12 protein-coding genes are annotated in these 20,567 nt (G+C 69.8%); 7 read left to right on the forward strand and 5 right to left on the reverse strand.

Features of this window, described 5'->3' with window-relative positions; genetic code table 11:
• Window positions 1-445: 445 nt before the first annotated feature.
• Window positions 446-1,450, reverse strand: coding sequence for a LacI family DNA-binding transcriptional regulator (locus tag ACXJJ3_RS34815; RefSeq protein WP_458166131.1), 1,005 nt, complete (start codon window positions 1,448-1,450; stop codon window positions 446-448).
• 190 nt (window positions 1,451-1,640) lie between these two features.
• Between ACXJJ3_RS34815 and ACXJJ3_RS34820 the strand changes: the two genes are divergently transcribed.
• Both ACXJJ3_RS34820 and ACXJJ3_RS34825 read left to right on the forward strand, forming a co-directional pair.
• The gene (locus ACXJJ3_RS34820) at window positions 1,641-4,070 is read left to right on the forward strand and encodes a pectinesterase family protein (RefSeq protein WP_458166132.1); all 2,430 of its coding nucleotides are present in this window, start codon (window positions 1,641-1,643) and stop codon (window positions 4,068-4,070) included.
• Window positions 4,071-4,076: 6 nt separating this feature from the next.
• On the forward strand, window positions 4,077-5,324 hold the full coding sequence (locus ACXJJ3_RS34825; protein WP_458166133.1) for a hypothetical protein: 1,248 nt from the start codon (window positions 4,077-4,079) through the stop codon (window positions 5,322-5,324).
• Between the two features lie 30 nt (window positions 5,325-5,354).
• Here the strand turns inward: ACXJJ3_RS34825 and ACXJJ3_RS34830 are convergent, their stop codons facing one another.
• From ACXJJ3_RS34830 to ACXJJ3_RS34840, 3 genes are read right to left on the reverse strand one after another with little or no spacing between them, the layout of a single operon-like run.
• The gene (locus tag ACXJJ3_RS34830) at window positions 5,355-6,629 is read right to left on the reverse strand and encodes a glycoside hydrolase family 28 protein (RefSeq protein WP_458166134.1); all 1,275 of its coding nucleotides are present in this window, start codon (window positions 6,627-6,629) and stop codon (window positions 5,355-5,357) included.
• The gene (locus ACXJJ3_RS34835; protein ID WP_458166135.1) at window positions 6,626-8,017 is read right to left on the reverse strand and encodes a glycoside hydrolase family 28 protein; all 1,392 of its coding nucleotides are present in this window, start codon (window positions 8,015-8,017) and stop codon (window positions 6,626-6,628) included. Before ACXJJ3_RS34835 ends, ACXJJ3_RS34830 begins: the two co-directional genes overlap by 4 nt.
• A gap of 11 nt (window positions 8,018-8,028) precedes the next feature.
• Window positions 8,029-9,441 (reverse strand): glycoside hydrolase family 28 protein, encoded by a 1,413-nt coding sequence (locus ACXJJ3_RS34840; RefSeq protein WP_458166136.1) that lies wholly within the window; start codon window positions 9,439-9,441, stop codon window positions 8,029-8,031.
• Window positions 9,442-10,113: 672 nt separating this feature from the next.
• Between ACXJJ3_RS34840 and ACXJJ3_RS34845 the strand changes: the two genes are divergently transcribed.
• The 5 genes from ACXJJ3_RS34845 to ACXJJ3_RS34865 all read left to right on the forward strand — a co-directional run bounded on the left by ACXJJ3_RS34845 (window position 10,114) and on the right by ACXJJ3_RS34865 (window position 19,018).
• Window positions 10,114-11,262 carry a glycoside hydrolase family 28 protein gene (locus tag ACXJJ3_RS34845; protein ID WP_458166137.1) on the forward strand — a complete coding sequence of 383 codons (1,149 nt, stop codon included), beginning with the start codon at window positions 10,114-10,116 and terminating at the stop codon, window positions 11,260-11,262.
• Between the two features lie 9 nt (window positions 11,263-11,271).
• Window positions 11,272-12,276 carry a LacI family DNA-binding transcriptional regulator gene (locus ACXJJ3_RS34850; RefSeq protein WP_458166138.1) on the forward strand — a complete coding sequence of 335 codons (1,005 nt, stop codon included), beginning with the start codon at window positions 11,272-11,274 and terminating at the stop codon, window positions 12,274-12,276.
• Window positions 12,277-12,330: 54 nt separating this feature from the next.
• Window positions 12,331-14,313: a beta-galactosidase gene (locus tag ACXJJ3_RS34855; protein ID WP_458166139.1), complete on the forward strand. Its 1,983-nt coding sequence runs from the start codon at window positions 12,331-12,333 to the stop codon at window positions 14,311-14,313.
• Window positions 14,310-17,171 (forward strand): glycoside hydrolase family 2 TIM barrel-domain containing protein, encoded by a 2,862-nt coding sequence (locus ACXJJ3_RS34860; protein WP_458166140.1) that lies wholly within the window; start codon window positions 14,310-14,312, stop codon window positions 17,169-17,171. The genes ACXJJ3_RS34855 and ACXJJ3_RS34860 overlap by 4 nt, the downstream gene beginning before the upstream one ends.
• Window positions 17,172-17,236: 65 nt before the next feature.
• A complete protein-coding gene (locus tag ACXJJ3_RS34865; protein ID WP_458166141.1) occupies window positions 17,237-19,018 on the forward strand; it encodes a DUF222 domain-containing protein in 1,782 nt (593 codons plus the stop codon).
• A gap of 1,070 nt (window positions 19,019-20,088) precedes the next feature.
• Here the strand turns inward: ACXJJ3_RS34865 and ACXJJ3_RS34870 are convergent.
• Window positions 20,089-20,565 carry an HIT family protein gene (locus tag ACXJJ3_RS34870; RefSeq protein ID WP_458166142.1) on the reverse strand — a complete coding sequence of 159 codons (477 nt, stop codon included), beginning with the start codon at window positions 20,563-20,565 and terminating at the stop codon, window positions 20,089-20,091.
• Between the last annotated feature and the right edge of the window lie 2 nt (window positions 20,566-20,567).

A 20,567-nucleotide genomic window follows, 5' to 3' on the forward strand; every position in this document is an offset into this window, starting at 1 on the left:
GTCGCAGACCCAGCATCTGGTGGGCTAACCCACCTGTTCTGGAGGACTGTGTCCGGCCGGGGTTGGGGAGCCCGGCAACCGCGCCTGTGGTGGGTCTACCCACAAGGTGCTGGGTTTACCCGCCAGATCCTGGTCGCAGAGGCAGCATCTGGTGGGCTAACCCACCTGTTCTGGGGGACTGGTCCGGCCGGGGAGCCCGGCAACCTGACCCTGTGGTGGGTTTACGCACGAGGTGCTGGGTTTGCCCACCAGATTCCGGTCGCAGACTCAGCAGCTGGTGGGCTAACCCACCAGTTCCCAGGACCAGCTCCGGCGGGGGCGGGGCGGCGAGCGGCGGGTGGAGCGGGCCGGTGGCGGGCGCGGCAGGTCAGCGGCGAGGGGTGGGCAGGCGGAGGGGAGTGGGCTGGCGGTGGGTTAGCGGCGGGGGAGTGGGGTGGCGGTGGGGTTAGTGGCGGGGGGAGGTGCGGGGTGGGGGTGCGGTGGAGGCGCGGACGATCAGTTCGCCGCGTATGTGGGTGGTGGCGGTGGAGGGTTTGGGGGCGAAGCGGGACCAGGCTTGGCGGCCTACTTCGACGGTGGAGACGGCGTACGTCGTGAGGCCGGGGTCGAGGTGGGCGCTCATGGGGGCGCCGTCGATGCCGGTGACGGAGAGGTCGTGGGGGACCGAGAGGCCTAGTTCGCGGAGGCGGCTGAGGACGCCTACGGCGACGTGGTCGTTGAAGCAGATGACCGCGGTGGGCTTGTAGGTGAGCGCCTCCTCGATCGCGTCGCGCCCATCGGTCGGTGTGGAGCCGCACGGGACCCGGATGACTGTCAGGCCGGCCGCCTCCGGTGAGCGGAATCCGCGCTGGCGTTGCTGGTCCGACCACGCGGCGGCCGGGCCTTGCAGGTACGCGATCCGTTTGTGCCCGAGGTCCGCGAGATGGTCGCACAGTGCGCGGACGCCGTGGTGGTAGTCGACGACCACCGAGCCGACCGCGTGATGCCGCAGTACCCGGTTGATCAGCACCAGCCGGCGCGCGGCCTCGGCGACCTCGCGGAGCCGGGGTGTGCTCATCCGCGGCGCGCACAGCAGCAGCCCGTCGACCCAGCGGGCGAGCTCGATCGCGGAGCGGTACTCCTGGTCCGGGTCCTCCTCGGTGCCGGCCACCAGCGTGTGGTGCTGCTCAGCGGACGCCTCGGCGGCGAGACCCTTGAGGATCTCCGCGAAGTACGGATTGCCGAGGTCCGGTACGACGACGCCGACTGTGCGGCTGCTGCCGCGGAGCAACGTCTGGGCGGCCGGGTTCGGCCGGTAGCCGACGTCGTGGGCGGCGGCGCGGACCCGTTCGGTGACCTCGGGCGACACCGGCTTGCCGCCGCTGAGTACCCGCGAGACGGTCGCCGTCGACACCTCGGCCAGCCGCGCCACGTCGTGGATCGTGGCCCGGGCTGCAGTCGGCTCTCTCACCCGCCCATTGGACCATGACGACGGCCCAGATCGCTGCCGCTCAACCGATGTAAAGCTTTTCCCGGTTTCCCGGCAGTGAGGTCTTGACGCCGCCGCGGAGCGCTGCGACGGTAAGCAGGAAAAGGATTACCCGCCCACCGCCCCGGGCTCTCTGCGAAGCGCCGTGCGGTGGTCTGCGCGAGGAGACGCCGTGCGAAATCGTCTGATCAGCCTGTGCCTGGTGGTGCTCGTCGGAGCCGGACTGCTGACGGTGTCGGCCGGTCCGGCCGCCGCCGCGAACCCGGCGACGTACGGACCGTTCGACCCGCGGATCGAGCTCGCCGGGCACTGGGGCCGCGACGACGACACCGCGATCACGGTGAACTCCGGTTCGTCGGTCCGGCTGCGGTTCACCGGCTCGCACCTCGGCGCGCTGTTCGACACCTCGTCGATCACGGTCCCGGCCGAGCTGTACGTCGCGATCGACGGCGGCGCACCGGTGCTGCAGAAGGCCGACGCGGACCACAAGGTGTTCGCCGACGACCTGGACCCGGCCGTCGCGCACACCGCGGAGATCGTGGTGAAGGACGTCGACGAGTACGAGAACCGCTGGAACGTCCCGCTGCAGACCGGGATCGTGCTGAAGAAGCTCGAGCTCGCCCCGGACGCCAAGCTGATCCCGCTGCCGACCACCGCCGAGCACCGGATCGAGTTCTACGGCGACTCGATCACCCAGGGCGTGATGGCGCTCTGCCCGGAGCTCGGCACCGACTGCGCGGACGGCACCAAGGCGTACCCGCACCTGGTCGGCGCGGCGTTCGGCGCGGAGACCAACCAGGTCGGCTTCGGCAAGCAGGGCATCCTGCAACCGGGGCACGGCAACGTCGGTACGGCGGCCGACTCGTTCGGCTGGAACCTCGCCGGGTTCCCGGCCACCGGGTTCGACCCGGGCGCGGTCGTGGTCAACTTCGGCACGAACGACGCGGCGTACGGGAGTGCCGAGTTCACCCCGGCGTACAGCGCGTATCTGCGGAAGATCCGGGCGGCCGACCCGCAGGCGTTGATCGTTGCCCTGCGCCCGTTCAACGGGACACATGCGGACGACATCAAGGCGGCGGTCGCGGCGACGAAGGACCGCCGGATCGTGTACGTCGACACCACCGGCTGGCTCGGCGCCGGCGACTTCAACGGGAGCACCCACCCGAACGTGCAGGGCCACGAGAAGGCCGCCGCCCGGTTGACCGCCGTACTGAAGGAGCTCACCGGATGGGCCACCGGGCCGGCGGGTACGCCGAAGCTCGCGCCGCAAGGCCCCGAGGACGCGACGTGCTCGGACACTGCGCTGACCATGCGCTTCCAGGGGCCGGTGCGGCTCGGGGTGAGCGGGAAGGTGCAGATCCACAAGGCGAACGGCGACGTGGTCGACACGATCAGCCTGACAGATCTCGCATCGTTCCAGCGCACCGTCGGCGGGGCGCGGACGGACTTCGACCAGGTGCATACGTGGACGTACCAGGCCGTCGTGGTCGATGGCCGGACGGTGACGGTGTACCCGCACCAGCGACTCGCGCCCGGGCAGGTGTACTCCGTGACCGTGGATCCGGGCTTCGTCGCCGGCAACCCCGGGATCACCAACTGGCGCTTCCGCACCCAGCAGGACCCGAAGGGCGACAGTCACCTGACGGTTGGCAACGGCAAGGACTTCTGCACGGTCCAGGCGGCGATCGACTTTGTCGGAGAGGGGCACAAGGCAACGATCGACGTCGCGCCGGGCCGGTACCGGGAGCTGGTGTGGGTGCCGCCGACCAAGCCGGGGCTGACGATCCGTGGCGCCGGCGCGGGCAAGACCGTGATCGGGTATCCGAACAACAACCTGCTGAACGGCGACTCCGCGATGGGCAGCGTCCCGCAGGAGCAGTCGTACTGTCAGCGGCGCGTGATCCCGCAGTCCGACCGGTACAACTGCTGGCGCGCCGCGATGGGCGTGTTCGCGGACGACTTCACGCTGTCCGACGTGACCGTGCAGAACCTGACGCCGTACCGCGGTTCGCAGGCCGAGGCGTTCTTCGGGAACGGCGACCGGATGGTGCTCGCCCGGGTCCGCGTCCTCGGGTACCAGGACAGCCTGCGGTTGCAGGGCAAGACGTTCGTGACGAACAGCTACGTCGAGGGTGACGTGGACTTCGTCTGGGGGACCGGCGGCGTGTTCATGGAGGACTCCGAGCTGAAGGCGCTGCACGAGGGGTACTACAACCAGGTCCGCAACATCGACGACGGACCCGGCAACATCTTCGTCCGGGTCCGGCTGACCCGGGCGCCGGGGCTGGCCGACGACAGCGTCTACCTGGCCCGCGCCGAGCTCGGCCGGTTCCCGACCAGTCAGGTGGTGTTCATCGACTCCGCGATGGACAGCCACGTGAAGCAGACCGGCTGGCAGATCACCAGCCCCAACGACTGTGCCGCCGCCGGGCAGATCCGGTTCTGGGAGTACCACAGCACCGACCTGTCCGGCCGCCCGCTCGACACCACCGCGCGACTGGCGTGCTCCCGGCAGCTCAGCGACGAGGAGGCCGCGCAACTGCGCGACCCGTCGTCCGTGTTCGCCGGCTGGCATCCCGTCGTTCCCCGCCTCGAAAGGTGATCCACAATGAAGAACGTCAACCGCCGGGCCCTTCTCGGAGGTGCGCTCGCCGTCACCGCCGGTACTGCGGCCGGCTGGCCCGTCACAGCCGGCGCCGCTGAAGCGCCGGCCGGGGGAGCGCCCGCCGGGGGAGTGCAGCCGCATCCGGCGCCGCGTCCCGTCGCGCCGGTGAACCAGGAGATCGCGGCCGCGCACGCCGCGATCTACAAGACGCTGCCGCAGGTCGTCGTCGGTGTCGACGTCGAGGACCTGATGAAGATCCACACCGCGGCGGACGCGGACGCGCTCCGTCCGCAACTGGTCGCACAGGTGTGGAAGGACACCGGAGTACTCCCGACCGCACTGCCGGCCGTGACGCGGGACGTCGGCACGCCGACGGTGCTGCCCGCGTTCACCGGGGTACGGCGGTACGACAAGCTCGACGTGCCGATGGAGTTTGGATACGTATCCACCGTGTATCTGCTCGAGCCGGCGCAGTCGACACATCGGCGGGTGGCGTTCTACCACAACGGGCACGGCGAGGGGCCGGAGACGATGCAGCCGGTCACGCAGGCGCTGCTCGACCACGGGTACACCGTTCTGCTGTTCGCGATGCCGTTCTACCACTGGAACCCGAAAACCCTGCAGGACCCGGCCGATCCGGCCAAGCTGCTCCAGCCGTCGCACAACGACCTGCCGCAGTGGGCGTCGAATACGTATTCACCGCTCGCGCTGTTCCTGACGCCGTTGTCGGTCGCGATGAACTACGTGCAGGCGACGTACCGTCCGTCGTCGGTGCAGATGATCGGGCTGTCCGGCGGCGGGTGGGCGACGACTGTGTACCCGGCGCTGGACCCGCGGATCACCCGCTCGTACCCGACGGCCGGGTCGCTGCCATTCTTCGTCCGGCCCGGGTCGCCAAAGCCGAGCCCGACCCGGGGCGACTGGGAGCAGCGGCTGGACATGCAGCCCGGGTTCTACGGGCTGGCCGACTTCCCGGACTTCTACGCGCTCGCGTCGATCGGCCCGCACCGCCGGCAGATGCAGATCCTGAACCGGTTCGACGACTGCTGCTTCAACGGCGTCGGCCACCGCTCGTACGAGGCCGCCGTCCGGCAGCGGATCGCCGTCATCGGCACCGATGCCATCAGCAACGAGTCGAACGGCCACTGGGAGCTGCTGGAGGACGCCACCCACCAGCAGCACGCGATCAGCCCGTACGCCCTGTCCGTCATCCTCTGGGACCTCGACGTCCACTGCGCGCATCTGCCCTAGTGTCCTGAGTCGGAAGTCCGACTCAGGACACTAGCGGATCTGGTGCACGTCCCGGATCGGGTGGCCGTTGACGGTGACGTTGTCGAAGCTCAGCGCCGTGTGTTGCACGGTGCTGGGCTGGGCGACGGTGAACGTGCAGTCGACCAGGCGGAAGTCCTCGATCCGGGCGTGCCGGTAGCCGCGGAGCAGCAGCGCGTTCCGGGCGTTCTCGACGGTGATGCCGCGGAGTTCGACGTTCCGGACCGACGGGGTCAGCGGGCCGGCCTCGCCCTCGCCGCGGAAGAAGTTGCACTGGACAACTTCCTTCGTGACGCGGGAGACCGTGACGTCGCGCAGGTACACGTTCTCCACGAACCCGCCGCGGACCGCGTTGGTCTTGATGTACAGCGCGAAGTACGGCCCGTCGATCCGGCAGTTCCGCACGTAGACGTTCCGGATCCCGCCGGTCAGGTCCGAGCCGAGCGTGATCGCGCCGTACTTGACCCGCAGCTTGCAGTCCTCGATCAGCACGTCCTCGGTCGGGACGCCGACCCGCAGCCCGTCGGCCTCGCGCCCGGACTTGAGCGCGACGCAGTCGTCGCCGGCATCCACCACGCACCCGCTGACGACCACCGAACGGCAGGACTCCAGGTCGATCCCGTCGTTGTTCGGCCCCTGCGAGTCGAGCACCAGGTCGCGGATCGTCACGTTCCGGCAGAGCACCGGATGGATCTGCCAGAACGGCGAGCGGACCACGGTCACGCCCTCGATCAGCACGTTGTCGCAGTCGAACGGCTGCACGAAGCTCGACCGCAGACGGTTGCCGACGGCCCGTTCCTCGAGCGGTACGCCGTACCAGCTCTGCTCCCGCAGTACCTTGAACTCCTCGTCGCACTCGTGGAACCACTGCCACCAGGTGTCCCACGAGCCCTGCCCGTCGAGCGTGCCGGTGCCGGTGATCGCGATGTCGGTGCAGCCGTTCGCGTAGATCATCGGGGCGTGGTTGCGGACCTCGAGGCCCTCGTACCGCGTCTCGACCAGCGGGAGGTAGTCGGCCGGGTCGCTGCTGAACAGGAGTGTGGCGCCCGCGCTGACGTGCAGTTCGACGTACGAGAGCAGCCGGATGCCGGTGGTGTGCCAGCGGCCGGGCGGTACGACGACGCGGCCGCCGCCGGACGCGTGGCAGGCGTCGATCGCGGCGGCGATCCCGGGGCCGGCGTTCGCGGGGGTTGCGCCGTACGACGTGATCGGGAAGTCGACGGCGGGGAAACTCGGAGGGCGGACGGTCGCCTTGATGCGGCTCGCGTCCGCCCAGTCGGCTGTCACAGCAGCTGCGCCGGATCCGTGATCGGCTGACCGTTGACGGTGAAGTTGCGGAACGTCAGCTCGGTGTCCTGGATCGAGCTCGCGGCGTCGATGCTCGTGTAGGTACAGTCGATCAGCCGGAAGTCCTGGATCGGCGAGCGCGGGTAGCCGAAGATCGAGAACGCGTTCCGGGCGTGGCCGACGTTCACGTTGCGCAGCTCGACGTTGCGGACCCGCGGGGTGAGAGGGCCGGTGTCGCCCTCGCTGCGGTAGAAGTTGCAGGAGACAACTTCCTTCGTCAGGTTCGAGATCTCCAGGTCGCGCAGGTAGATGTTCTCGGCGAAGCCCCCGCGGACCGAGTTCGTCTTGATGTACAGGCCGAAGTACAGGTTCGGGCTGCCGACCGTGCAGTTGCGGACGAACACGTTCCGGACGCCGCCGGTCATCTCGCTGCCGATCGTGATCGCGCCGTACCGGATGTTCAGCGTGCAGTCCTCGATCAGGATGTTCTCCGACGGGACCGCGATCCGCAGGCCGTCGGCGCCCTTGCCGGACTTGATCGCGATGCAGTCGTCGCCGCAGTCCAGCGTGCAGTCCTGGATGTGCACGTACTGCGAGCTCTCCGGGTCGATGCCGTCGTTGTTCGGGCCGCGGCTGTCGATGTGCACGCCGCGGATCGTGATGTTGCGGGACAGCACCGGGTGGATCTCCCAGAACGGTGAGCGGACGATCGTGACGCCTTCGATCAGGACGTTGCGGCAGGACTGGGTCTCGATGAACGCGGCGCGCAGGTGGTGCCCGGCGCCGAAGACGCGGTCCTTGACCGGTACGCCGTCCTCCGTCATCTGGGTCAGCGCTTGGGCGTCCGGGCCGGACGGGGTGACCCAGGACCACCAGTTGTCCCAGGTCGCGCCGCCGTCCAGCGTGCCCGAGCCGGTGACCGCGATGTTCTCGCAGTCGCGGCCGTAGATGAGCGGGGAGTAGTTCATGCACTCCTGGCCCTCGAAGCGGGTGAGGACGACCGGGAGGTAGTCGTTCGGGTCGGTGCTGAAGAGCAGGGTCGCGCCGGGGGAGACGTACAGGTTGACGTTGGACTTGAGGTGGATCGCCCCGGTGCGGAAAGTGCCGGCCGGTACGACGACACGCCCACCACCGGCGGCGTGACACGCGTCGATGGCTTTCGCGATCGCGTCCGTGGCCAGGGTGGTCCCATCGGGGACCGCTCCGAAGGCGGTGACGGAGAAGTCGCGCGCGCGGAAGTGCGGGGGGCGGGTATTGGCGAGAATGTCACCGGCCTGCCCCCACCCTGGCCCGGGATCGAGAGGCGTTGCTTGCGCGACGCTGGTTCCCAGAGCAGGTACCAGGGCGGCGCCGGCGCTCAGGCCCAGGAAGGTCTTTCGTGTGATCATGGAAGGCTCCTCTACTGGTCTGCGCGGGTGCCGTTGATCCAGACCTGGGACAGGCGCAGGTCTTCGACGTTGGTGATCACGTTGGGTTTGGTGATCGCGTCGAAGCGGCACTGGTGCAGGTGGATGTCGCGGAGCGGGTCGTCGGTGAGGCCGATCAGGTTCAGGGCGCGGGGGGCGGATGCGACGGTGAGTTGGCTGATCGTGATGCCGTGCACGTCCGGCGGGTACGCCCCGGTGACCACGTTCGCGTAGTTCAGCACGATCTCGATCACCGAGTCGGCGGCCTGGCCGACCTGCACCCGGCGTACGTCGATGTTCGTGATCGTGCCGCCGCGGTCCGGGTTGCTCTTGATCCGGATCGCCCGTTCGAGGTTCGGGCTGCTCATCGTGCAGTCCCGGACGAAGATGTCCATCACCCCGCCACTGGTCTCGCTGCCGGCCGTGACGCCGCCGTTGCCGTCGGCCATCACGCAGTTCCGGACGACGGCGTACCGCGACGGCACGTTCACCCGGCGCCCGTCCGCGTCCTTCCCGGACTTGAACGCGACGCAGTCGTCGCCGGTGGAGATCGTGCAGTTCTCGATCAGTACGTCGGTACAAGACTCCGGGTCGATGCCGTCGTTGTTCGGCCCGTTCGGGCTGTCGACGGTGACGCCGCGGATCGTGACGTTGCGGCACAGCACCGGGTGGATGTTCCACATCGGGGAGTCCTTGACGGTGATGCCGTCGAGGAGGACGTTCTCGCAGCGGTTCAGCTGCAGGAGATTCGGGCGCAGGTAGTGGCCCTCGCCGAACACCCGCTCCTCGACCGGCACGCCGGCCGCGGCCAGCTGGATCAGCAGCGTCTTGTCCGGGCCTTCGTTGGGCGGCGGGCCGCCGGTCCAGTCCCACCAGTGCGTCGCGTCGGCGCGGCCGTCGAGGACGCCCTGCCCGGTGATCGCGACGTCCCGCTGACCGTAGGCGTACACGAAGGCGGAGTAGTTGTAGCATTCCGTCCCCTCGTACCGCGTCGCGACGACCGGGAGGTACGCCGCTGGGTCCTGGCTGAACGCGAGCCGCGCGCCCTTCTCGAGGTGCAGGTCCACCCGGCTGAGCAGGTGGACCGCGCCGGTACGGTAGTCGCCGGCCGGTACGACGACGTGCCCGCCGCCGGCGCGGTGGCACGCCTCGATCGCGGCGCGGATCGCCGCCGTACAATCGGTGGCGTCGTCGCCGGCGGCGCCGTATGCGGTCACGTCGTACCAGCGGTCCGGGAAGCGCGGCGGCCTGATCCGCCGCAGGATCGCCGCGATCTGGGCGTCCGCGGCTGCGTCCGGGGCAGGGCCGGCGGCGGCCGGGGCGGTACCGCCGCCGAGCAGAGATCCGCCGGCGGCGAGGGCGCCACCGGCGAGCAGGACGGTACGTCGACGAAGTGGGGCGGACATCCGCGACCTCCTAGCATGCAAACGATTGCAACCGATCGTGCCCGGAGAGCGTTGGCGTGTCAACGGCTGGTGGACGAGAACTCTTGACCGGCCCGGAATCTCTTGGATACTTACGGGTAAAGCTTTACCTCAACCGCCCCCTGAGAGGTGTCGCGCAATGTCCGATAGTCAGGAGAGCACCCCCACCACCCGCCGCCAGCTCCTCCGCCTCGGCGTCGGCGGATTAGTTGCCGCAAGCATCAGCTTCGCGACGGGGACCGCCGCCTTCGGCGGCGGGGTGGGAGGGGGGCGGACGCGGCAGGAGTAGGTACCGGAGCCAGCGGCGGCGTGACGCGAGAGGGGGTGGGCGCGGCAGGTGCCGGCGCGAACGGCGCCGCTGCGGGCGGAACGGGGAGCGCGGAGGGCGCCGCGGGCGGAACGGGGAGCGCGGAGGGCGCCGCGGGCGGCGCGGGGAGCGTGGACGGGGCCGCGGGTGGGGTGGAGGGCGCCGGCGGTGGTGGGCGCGCAGGTGCATGGGTGGGCGGGGAGGCTGCGGTGCGGGGGCGGATTCGGGCGCCGCGGTTCCGGGATGACTGGTTTCCGATTACGCGGTACGGGGCGACGCCCGAGGATGCTACCGCGGGGATTGCAGCCGCGATCGAGGCGTGTCATCGGGCTGGGGGTGGGCATGTTGTGGTGCCGGCCGGGGTCTGGGAGACCGGGGCGGTTGAGTTGCTGAGCCGGGTGGATCTGCATCTGGAGGAGGGGGCGACGTTGCGGTTCAGTACGGATCCGGCGGCGTACCTTCCGGTGGTCCGGACGCGGTGGCAGAGCGTCGAGCTGTACAACTACTCGCCGCTGATCCGCGCCGAAGGGCAGACCGACATCGCGATCACCGGCAAGGGCGTCCTCGACGGCGCCGGTGACAACGAGCACTGGTGGTACCTGATCGGCAGCGGCAAGTACGGCTGGCACACCGGACTCCCGAACCAGCGCGCCGACTGGGCCGAGCTCGAACGGATGAACAACGAGCAGGTCCCCGTCGAGCAGCGCGTGTTCGGCGACGGGCACTACCTCCGCCCGAGCTTCGTCCAGCCGTTCCGTTGTACGAACGTCCTGATCGAGGGGGTGACCATCAAGAACTCCCCGATGTGGACCGTCCACCCGCTGGAGTGCCGCAACGTCACCGTCCAGGGCGTCACGGTCGACAACCTCGGCCCGAACGGCGACGGCTGCGACCCGGAGTCCTGCACCGACGTACTGATCCGCGACTGCACCTTCCGTACCCACGACGACTGCATCGCGATCAAGTCCGGCCGGGACGCCGATGGCCGCCGGCTCGGGCTGCCGTCGCGCGGCATCGTCATCGAGGACTGCACGTTCGTCAGCGGTGGTGCCGCGGTCGCTGTCGGTAGCGAGATGAGCGGCGGTGTCGAGGACGTGTACGTGCGCCGGCTGCGCGCGCCGGCCGACCCGGCGGCGGACGAGGCGTACCTGCAATGGCTGCTCTGCGTGAAATCCACGTCGACGCGCGGTGGCTCTGTGCACAATGTCGATGTCCGGGACGTGGATTCGCGGGCCTGGATGTATCGTCCTCTGGAGATCACGTTCAGCTACCAGGGAGGTGGCGACCAGTCGCTGTACCCCGACGTACGTGACATCCGTTTCGACCGGGTCCGGGTGGCGCGGGCCGAGCGGGCGTACCGGATCGTGGGTGCGGAGACACAGCACATCCGGTCGGTGGTGGTCAGCAACAGCCGGTTCGGCCAGGTCACGGCGGAAGCTGTCGTACAGTACGCCGACGACGTGACGGTTCGAAATGTCTTGATCAGCGGTTCTTAGGGGTACGAAGTGGCGGAACGGGTTCGTTTGATCGACGTCGCGCGCGAGGCCGGTACCTCGGTCTCCACGGTGTCGCGGGCGCTGAACGGGTCCGACCTGATCTCGCCGGAGGTGGTCGCGCACGTCCGCGCGGTGGCCGGCCAGCTCGGGTACCGCGCCGACAAGCGGGCGCAGGAGTTCAAGCTCGGCCGCCCGCTGACGGTCGGCGTGACGGTGCCCGACCTGACGAACCCGTTCTTCTCGGAGGTGCTGAAGGGCCTGACCGGCGCCGCACGGTCCGGCGGGTACCGGCTGCTGATCGGTGAGAGCGGCGAGGATCCGGCCGAAGAGCTGCGGCTGGTCGACGAGCTGGTCGACTACTCCGGCGCGCTCGTGTTGTTCAGCTCCCGCCTCACCCGGCAGGGTCTGGAGAAGGCGATCGCCCAGCCGGTCCCGGTGGTGTCGATCAACCGCAACGTGAAGAATGCGGGCGTTGTCGCGATCGACTACCGGGCCGCGTCCCGCCTGCTGCTCGAGCACCTCACCGCCCTCGGTCATCGCCGCGTGCTGTACGTCGGTGGCCCGGCGACGTCCTGGTCGGACGGCGAGCGCCGCCGGACGCTGCGGCGGACCGCGCGCTTGCTCGACGTGACGCTGGACGAGATCGACGGCGGCTGGTCCGGGAACCACGGGTACGACGCGGGCCCGACGGTGCTGCACAGCCGGGCGACGGCGGTGATCACGTTCAACGACCTGGTCGGGATCGGCCTGCTGAGCTGGCTGTACGACAACGGCGTCGAGGTGCCGGCCGAGCTGTCGGTGGCGTCGTACGACGACATCCCGATCGCGTCGTACTCGCGGCCGCCGCTGACGTCGCTGCGCAACGAGCGGGCGCGGCTGGGCGAGCTGGCCTGGGACCAGCTGAGCAAGCGGCTCGGTGGGGCCGACTGGCCGCCGCCGGATCTGCTGGCGCCGGAGCTGGTGGTCCGGGCGAGCACCGGCCCGGCCCGGCGGAGAGTTCGCATCCGGGTCTGAATCCCTGCATGCAAACGATTGCACGCGGCGTATGCCGTCAGCTACGGTTGGCGCATGCTGCCGCCACATGTCGTGCTGGGGACGGCCTACTACCCCGAATACCTGCCCCGTTCGGTCGGTGACCGGACCACCGTCGACCTCGACCTGATGGTTGCCGCCGGCATCACCGCGATCCGCGTCGGTGAGTCGGTCTGGTCGACCTGGGAGCCGCGGGACGGCGTCTTCGACCTGGAATGGATCCGCCCGGTGCTGGACGGCGCGGCCGCCCGCGGCCTCGGCGTCATCCTCGGGACGCCGACGTACGCCGTGCCACCCTGGCTGCAACGGGCGCACCCGGAGATCGCGGCCGAGCGGCGGACGGGCGTCCCGGTGCCGTGGGGGATCCGGCAGGAGATCGACCACGGTCAGCCGGCGTTCCGGTTCCACGCAGAGCGGGTGGTGCGGCGGATCGTCGAGCGGTACCGGGACCACCCGGCGGTGATCGGGTACCAGGTGGACAACGAGCCCGGCGTACTGCTGGCGCACAACACGTCCGTCTTCGAGGCGTTCGTGGCGGAGTTGCGCGGCGAGTACGGTGATGTCGAGACGCTGAACGAGGCGTGGGGGCTGACGTACTGGTCGCACCGGTTGAGCGACTGGTCGGAGCTGTGGCTGCCGGACGGGAACAGCACGCCGTCGTACGACCTGGCGTGGCGCCGGTTCCAGGCTGCCCGGACGACCGAGTTCATCGGCTGGCAGGCGGACCTCGTCCGGTCGTTGCGGCGGGACGGGCAGTTCGTGACGACCTGCCTGGCGTACGACCGGCCGGCGGTGGCCGACGTACCGCTGACCGCTGCGCTGGATGTTGCGGCGGGCAACATCTATGTGGATGTGCAGGACGGTCTCGCGCGACCTGTGGTGCCGTCACGATTGGCGCCGGGGTGGATCGGGCGGTCGGTCGCGGACCTGTTCCTGGCGGCGGATCGCGGATACGGGTCGCGCGGTGCGCCGTTCCTGGTGACCGAGACCAACGCGACGTCGATCGGCGGCTCGCACCAGAACAAGCCGCCGTACGCCGGTCAGCTCCGGCAGCTGGCATGGGCGATGGTGTCCCGCGGTGCCCGGATGGTCGAGTACTGGCACTGGCATTCGATCCACCACGGGGCGGAGACGTTCTGGGGTGGGATCCTCGGGCACGGGCTGGAGCCGGGGCGGATCTATCGCGAGGTCGCGGCGATCGGAGCCGAGCTCGCGGCGGCCGGGTCGTCTGTGACCGAGCTGACGCCGGACGTCGACGTCGCGGTGCTGTGGTCGCAGGAGAGCGACTGGGCGATGCAGTTCCAGCCGCCGTTGGCGTCGGCGGGCCAGCCGGACAAGGCGTCGTACCGGACGGTGGTGGAGGCGTTCTACGGCGGGGTTGTGGACGCCGGGTTGCGGCCCGGAGTGGTGCCTGTGGAGCGGCTCGCGTTGACGGCGCCCGTGGTTGTTGCCGCTGGCCTCTATATCGCGTCCGATGCGGTGCTGGAACGGCTGGTGTCGTATGCGCACGACGGCGGACATCTGATCGTGGGACCGCGGACCGGGTACGCGGACGAGCTTGCGCGACCGCGGGCCGAGGTTGCGCCGGGGCCGTTGCGGAAGGCCGCCGGACTGTCATACCAGGAGTTCGAGAACCTTGAGGTTGCGTGTGCGGTGGAAGGGCTGGCCGGACATGCCACACGGTGGGCCGAGACGCTGCACGTCGACGACGCCGACGTCCTGGCGACGTACCGGCATCCGAGCGGCGAGCGACGGCCGATCGTCACGACGAAACGCTGCGGGAGCGGCCGGATCACGTACGTCGGGACGGTGCCGGACGCTGACCTGGCGGCCGGGCTGTTCGGGGAGTCGCGGCTGTGGGCGCCGTCGGTGACCGCGATGTCCGCGGTGAACGCGGCCGGCGAACGGATCTGGTTCGTCCACAACTGGTCCGGTACGCCGGTGACGGTCGAGCCCGCGGTACTGGGGCGGATCGAGCTGGGGCCGTGGGACGTCCGGGTGCTCAAGGAGGCGCGATGAGGTACTTCGAGGATCTGACGCCGAGTACCGGGGCCCGGGAGCCGCGGGCGTGGTTGCGGTCGTCGCGGCCGCGGATCAGCCTGAACGGGCGGTGGGACTTCAAGCTCTGGGACAGTATTCCGGAGGGCGTCCCGGCGGTCGGTGGCGACTGGGGTTCGATCGAGGTCCCGGGGCATTGGGTGTTGCAGGGGCACGAGCGGCCGCGGTACACGAATACGGCGTTCCCGTTCCCGATCGACCCGCCGTACGCGCCGGACGCGAACCCGACGGGTGACCACGTCCGCTGGTTCGACCTTCCCGAGGACTGGCCGGTTGAGGGCGCCGTACTGCGGTTCGAGGGCGTCGACTCGGCGTTCAAGGTGTGGGTGAACGGGGTCGAGGCGGGTACGGCGAAGGGGAGCCGGCTGCCGAGCGAGTTCGACGTCGGTGCGCTGCTCCGGCCGGGGCGGAACGTGCTGGCCGTCCGGGTGCACCAGTGGTCGTCGGGGTCGTACCTCGAAGACCAGGACATGTGGTGGTTGCCCGGGATCTTCCGGGACGTCACGCTGCTCGCGCGGCCGTTGATCGACGACGTCTTCGTGCACGCGTCGTACGACCATGTCGCCGGGGGCGGGACGCTTGTCGTCGAGACGGTGCCTGGTGCCGTGGTGCGCGTTCCGGAGCTGGGGATCGTCTGTGCACCGGGGGAATCGGTGAAGCTCGTGGCCGTCGAGCCGTGGTCGGCCGAGGCGCCGCGGCTGTACGACGCGGTGGTCGAGGTACCGGGGGAGACCGTCGAGCTGCGGATCGGGTTCCGGACCGTGGCGATGGTGCACGGCGTGTTCACCGCGAACGGGCGTCCGCTGTTCTTCCGCGGCGTCAACCGGCACGAACACGACGAGCGCCGCGGGCGGGCGCTCTCGGTCGAGGCGATGCGGCAGGACCTCGTACTGATGAAGCAGCACAACATCAACGCCGTCCGGACCGCGCACTACCCGCCGCATCCGGCGTTCCTGGACCTGTGCGACGAGCTCGGGCTGTGGGTGATCGACGAGTGCGACATCGAGACCCACGGATTCATCTACACCGACTGGCGCGGCAACCCCGCCGACGACCCGGCCTGGGCGCCGATGATGCTCGACCGGATGCGGCGGATGGTCGAACGCGACAAGAACCACCCGAGCGTGGTCATCTGGTCGCTGGCCAACGAGAGCGACCGCGGCCGGAACTTCGGCGACCTGGCGGGGTGGACGCGGGAACGGGACCCGTCGCGGGCGATCTTTTATGAACGGGACCGGACGTACGAGTTCTCGGACTTCTACAGCCTGATGTATCCGCCGTTGGAGGACCTGGAGGCGATCGGTACGCGTACCGAGGACGTGACCACCGACGACCCGGCGCTGGAGGCGCGGCGGCGGGCGCTGCCGTTCGTGCTGGCGGAGTACGCGCATGCCATGGGCAACGGTCCGGGCGGGCTGGCCGACTATCAGCGGGTGCTGGAACATTACCCGCGGCTGCAGGGCGGGTTCGTCTGGGAGTGGATCGACCACGGGCTGCTGTTGCCTGGCGCAACGGATCACGTGTACGGCGGGGACTTCGGCGAGCGGCTGCACGGGACGAACTTCTGCATCGACGGGCTGCTCTTCCCGGACCGGACGCCGTCGCCCGGACTCGCGGAGTACAAGAAGGTGCTGGAGCCGATCCGGATCACGGCACCACTCACGATCGAGAACCACCGGACCTTCACCGGTACCGACGACCTCGAGTTCCTGTGGTCGGTCACCGTCGACGGGCTCGAGGTGCACTCCGGACGGCTGGAGGTCCCGGACGTCGCCCCTGGTACTTCACTCCAGCTGCCGGCTATCGAGCCCTTCCCGGGTGATGGTGAGCAAGTGCTGACCGTGCGGGCGGTCCTGGCGAAGGACACCGCGTGGGCTAACGCCGGACATGAGGTCGCCTGGTCGCAGTTCGTCCTGCAGGAGGCGACGGCTGCTCCTGTCGGCGCCAGCCTGCGTGTTGTGCAGACCGACGACGTACTGCGGCTGGGCGGCGGTGAGTTCGACCGTAATACCGGACGATTGACTCGCCTGTACGGCCAGGAGGTCGACGGGCCGCGGCTGGACCTCTGGCGGGCGCCGACGGACAACGACAACGGCCAGGGTGGGCGCAACGGCGTAACGCAGGAGTGGCGAGCCGCCGGCCTCGATCGGCTCCTGCACCGCGTCAACGGGGTCGAGGTGGTCGACGACGGCCTGGCAGTCCGCAGCCGGGTCGCCCCGGAGGGCCTTGGCGTCGGCGTCCGCGCGACGTACCACTGGACCGCGTCCGACGACGGCCTTCACCTCACGGTTGACGTACAGCCGGAAGGAGAATGGGCCGGCACCGCCGTCACGCCTCGGTGCAGCAGTTGGCCACGTGTCGGGGTACGGCTGCAGCTCCCGGCCGGGTGGGACAACGCGCAGTGGTACGGCGGCGGCCCAGGCGAGGCCTACGCGGACAGTCGATCAGCCGCCCGCGTCGGGCGCTACCAGCACACGGTGGACGAGCTACAGACCCCGTACGTCGTGCCCCAGGAGAACGGAGCCCGCACGGACGTCCGCTGGGCCGAGCTGACCGATGCTGAGGGCAACGGCCTACGCGTCACCGGCACTCCACACTTCCAACTGACCGCCCGCCGCTGGACCACCGAAGACCTGGAAACCGCCCGCCACCGCTCAGACCTCACCCCGCGCGACCACATCTACCTAAACCTCGACCTGGCTCAGTCCGGCCTGGGCTCAGCCTCCTGCGGCCCACCGACCCGGCACGCCTTGGACGTCGCGCCCTACACCTTTTCGTTCACCTTCGTACCTGTCGGAAGCAGATCTGTGGATAACTGAAACCCCTTGTTTTGCAGGGGAATCGGCTTTGGAAACTGTCGGAGGGTGTGGCTAGAGTCTGTTGCATGGACAAGGCGCCCGAGGTGATGAGCGAGCAGGAGCTCGTGCATGCCCTCGACGAGAACGCCGCCGCCCGCGCCCGCCTGGGGACCGAGCGGCTGCGACTGCTCGCGGCCCTGGACAAGATCGGGTACGCGGAGCGGGTGGGGGCTCGTGACACGGTCCAGTTCATCGAGTACCGGTACCGGCTCGACCATCATCGTGCGCGGCGGGATGTGCAACTCGCCCGCGCGCTGCCGAAGTACGAGGCCGTCACCTCGAAGCTCGACGAAGGCAGGCTGCATCCTGCGCAAGCCGAGGCCATCGTCCTCGAGCTCGAGAAGACACCGTCCACCGTGCCTGTGGCAGACCTCGAGGTCGCGGAGCAACAGTTGGCCCGCCTGACGCACCTGCCGCCCGCCCAACTGCGCAAGGCGGCGATCCAGGCCCGCGACATCCTCGACACCGACGGCCCCGAGCCCGAGGAACGCAAGGCCGCGGCCCGCGAGTCCCTCACCCTCTGCTCGGTCGACCGCGGAGTGAAGTTCAAGGGCTACCTCGCCAACGAGAACGCCGAACTGTTCCAGGCGCTGATCACCGTCGGCGCCCGTCCCCACAAAACCGCCGACGGCGACCTCGACCCCCGCTCCCGCGAAAAGCGCCAGGCCGACGCCCTGTCCACCACCCTGACCCTGGCCGCCACAGCCCTCGACGCGGGCGCCCCTTCTCCCACCATCCCCCGCCCCACAACCCCAACCCCAACAACCCCGACCACCCCACCGGCGACCACCGCGCCGGCGAGCGCCGCGCCGGCGAGTACCCCACCGGCGACCCCCGCTCCGACCAGCACCCCACCGGCCAGCACCCCACCGGCCAACATCCCACCGACGAGTACCCCATCGGCGACCACTCCGCCGGCGAGCGCTCCATTGGCCGGCGCATTGTTAGCATCTCCCGCCGCGGGGGTTTCCACCGTGTGCAGCGGGTTTGTCCCGTCCAGCTCGGCGGCCGCGGAGGTTGTGGTCGACGCAGCCGCACCACGCGCGCTGACCGGCGTGGGTGGTGGGTCGCGGGGGAGTTCGGTGGATGTGGTGCCTGGGTTCGGGGCCAAGGCGAACATCACCGTGACGATCGACCTGCGCGACCTGCAAGCCGCAACCGCCGACGCGATCGGGCAGACCGCCTACGGCCCCGGACTCTCCGCCGCGACCATCCGGCGGCTGGCCTGCGACGCGAACGTGATCCCCGTGGTCCTCGGCTCCAGATCCGAACCGCTAGACGTCGGCCGCCGAGAACGCCTCGTCACCAAGGGAATCCGCCGCGCCCTGAACACCCGCGACCGCGGTTGCGTGGTGTGCGCAGCCCCGCCGGTGATGTGCGACGCCCATCACCTGATGTCGTGGATCGACGGCGGCGCGACGAAACTCGACAACCTGGTGCTGCTCTGCCGCCGGCATCACACCGACCTCCACAACGGCCACTGGAACATCAGCATCGCCGACGGCATCGTCCACGTCGACCGCCCGAGCTGGGCCGACCCTCCACCCCCAACGGCACCCAACCGAACAACCACCACTCCACCCGCAGACCCACGCGCCGGGCAGCCGAACGATGCCGCCAGGCAGCCGAACGGTTCCGCCAAGCCGCTGAACGAGCGCGCGCAACCTGCCCCCTCGCCCACCCCGGCACGCGCCAGCCGGTGGAAGTCCGACGAACAGACCCTCACGGAGGCAGCCAGGTTCGCCGTATGGGGCAACCGCACAGCCACCGACCTGGACACCGGACCACCATCCTTCGCGACGATCTGACAACCGGACCACCTCACAGGCGCCGAAGCGAGATGCCGCCCAGTCGCGTGCCTCTGGCCGAGCGACGTCCGCATGCCAGCGGTGGCACGACGTCCGTGGTCAGCGGTGGTGCGGTTCCCCCGCGCTGGTCGCGCCGCTGCCTCTGCGCGCTGGCGGTGGTGCGGTGCCTCTGCGCTAGTGGTGCGGCGTCTGTGCCAGGAGGTTGGTGCGGTGTCCGTGTACCTGTGCCCGCGCCTGTGCCCGCGCCTGTGCCCGTGCCCGGGAGGTTGGTGCCGTGCCGTGCCGTGCTGGTGCCCGTGCCCGGCAAGTTGGTGCCGGTGCCGGTGCCGGTGCCCGCGCTCGTGCCCGTTTCGGTGGTGGGTGGTGGTGCGATGTCCGTGCGCGCGTGGGTGGTACGGCAGCCGGTGGTGCCCGTGCCCGTGCGCCGGTGGTGGGAGGGTGTCGGTGTGCTGGGTCGCGCGCTGGTGGTGGGGTGTCCCTGCTCGAGTCCGGTGGTCGGTCGTCGGTGGTGCGGCAGTCGCTGGTTGGTGCGGTGTCCGTGTCCGCGCCCGTGTCCGCGCCCGTGTCCGTGTCCAGGCCCGCGCGCGGGTGGTGGGAGTGGGTCGGTGTGCTGGGCTGCGCGCTGGTGGTGGTGCGGGGTCCCTGCTCGGGTTCGGTGGTCGGTTGTATGGCGGTGGTCGTGCGGTGGCTGCGCGCTCGTGTGGACGGGCGAGCAGGCGCTCCGTGAGTACACGGTCGACAACCTCGACACCTCCTGGCGCCGGGCTGCGGAGGGCCTCGCCAATGCGGACGTCGCGGATCTGCCGCGTGACGCGCGTGGTCGCGACGAGATTCTCACCCGCTGCATCCTCGCCTCCAGTCGCGGCTTCACCATCTCCTCGCCACGGGCGAGATGACAGCCAAGTCCCGAGCCGGCCGCTGAGCACTCACCACGTACGACGCCCGTTGGCACCGTGTCCCGCATGAGGGCCTGCGGCAGCGCGGAGGCGGCGGAGGTGTTTCACCTAGCGACAACCTGGAGGAGTCTCTGGCGGACGTCCGGGACTTCCTCGCGTACGTCGTGGGGACCACTACCAGGAAGCCTGTCGCTGAGCGAAGTAGCTGAGCAGGCGCTGGATGTACGGCTCGCGTTCGGCCGACGCCGCGGGCGTCGGGAGGTGGCGGGTGTTGTAGAGGTTGTCGTTGGGGTATCTCGGGAAGACGTGGACGTGGTAGTGCCACGCGTCCTGGTAGCCGGCTGGTTCGTTGTGTTGACGGGTGGAGATGCCTTGGCAGTTGTAGGTGGTGCGGATCGCGATGGCCACCTCGCGGACCACGTCGTGTACGGCGTGGCCGGCCTCGGGCGGGAGGTCGTACAGGTTCTCGTGGTGGGTGGTGGGGACGACCAGGACGTGGCCCTGGTTGTTCGGCCACCAGCGGGAGGCTACGAAGGCCAGGGCGTGCTCACGGCGCAGCACGATGTCGTGCTGCGCCGTGAGTTCGTCTTCGCCGCCTGCGGCTAGTCGGCAGAACGGGCAGTCGTAGCCGTCAGGCGCGTGGTTGAACATGC

The organism is Kribbella sp. WER1, from assembly GCF_054189145.1.

Bases quoted from the DNA above. Each gene is read 5' to 3' on its own strand.
- ACXJJ3_RS34825 (WP_458166133.1), top strand. From the start codon at position 4,077: ATGAAGAACGTCAACCGCCGGGCCCTTCTCGGAGGTGCGCTCGCCGTC.
- ACXJJ3_RS34835 (WP_458166135.1), bottom strand. From the start codon at position 8,017: ATGATCACACGAAAGACCTTCCTGGGCCTGAGCGCCGGCGCCGCCCTG.
- ACXJJ3_RS34840 (WP_458166136.1), bottom strand. From the start codon at position 9,441: ATGTCCGCCCCACTTCGTCGACGTACCGTCCTGCTCGCCGGTGGCGCC.
- ACXJJ3_RS34855 (WP_458166139.1), top strand. From the start codon at position 12,331: ATGCTGCCGCCACATGTCGTGCTGGGGACGGCCTACTACCCCGAATAC.
- ACXJJ3_RS34860 (WP_458166140.1), top strand. From the start codon at position 14,310: ATGAGGTACTTCGAGGATCTGACGCCGAGTACCGGGGCCCGGGAGCCG.
- ACXJJ3_RS34865 (WP_458166141.1), top strand. From the start codon at position 17,237: ATGGACAAGGCGCCCGAGGTGATGAGCGAGCAGGAGCTCGTGCATGCC.
- ACXJJ3_RS34870 (WP_458166142.1), bottom strand. From the start codon at position 20,565: ATGTTCAACCACGCGCCTGACGGCTACGACTGCCCGTTCTGCCGACTA.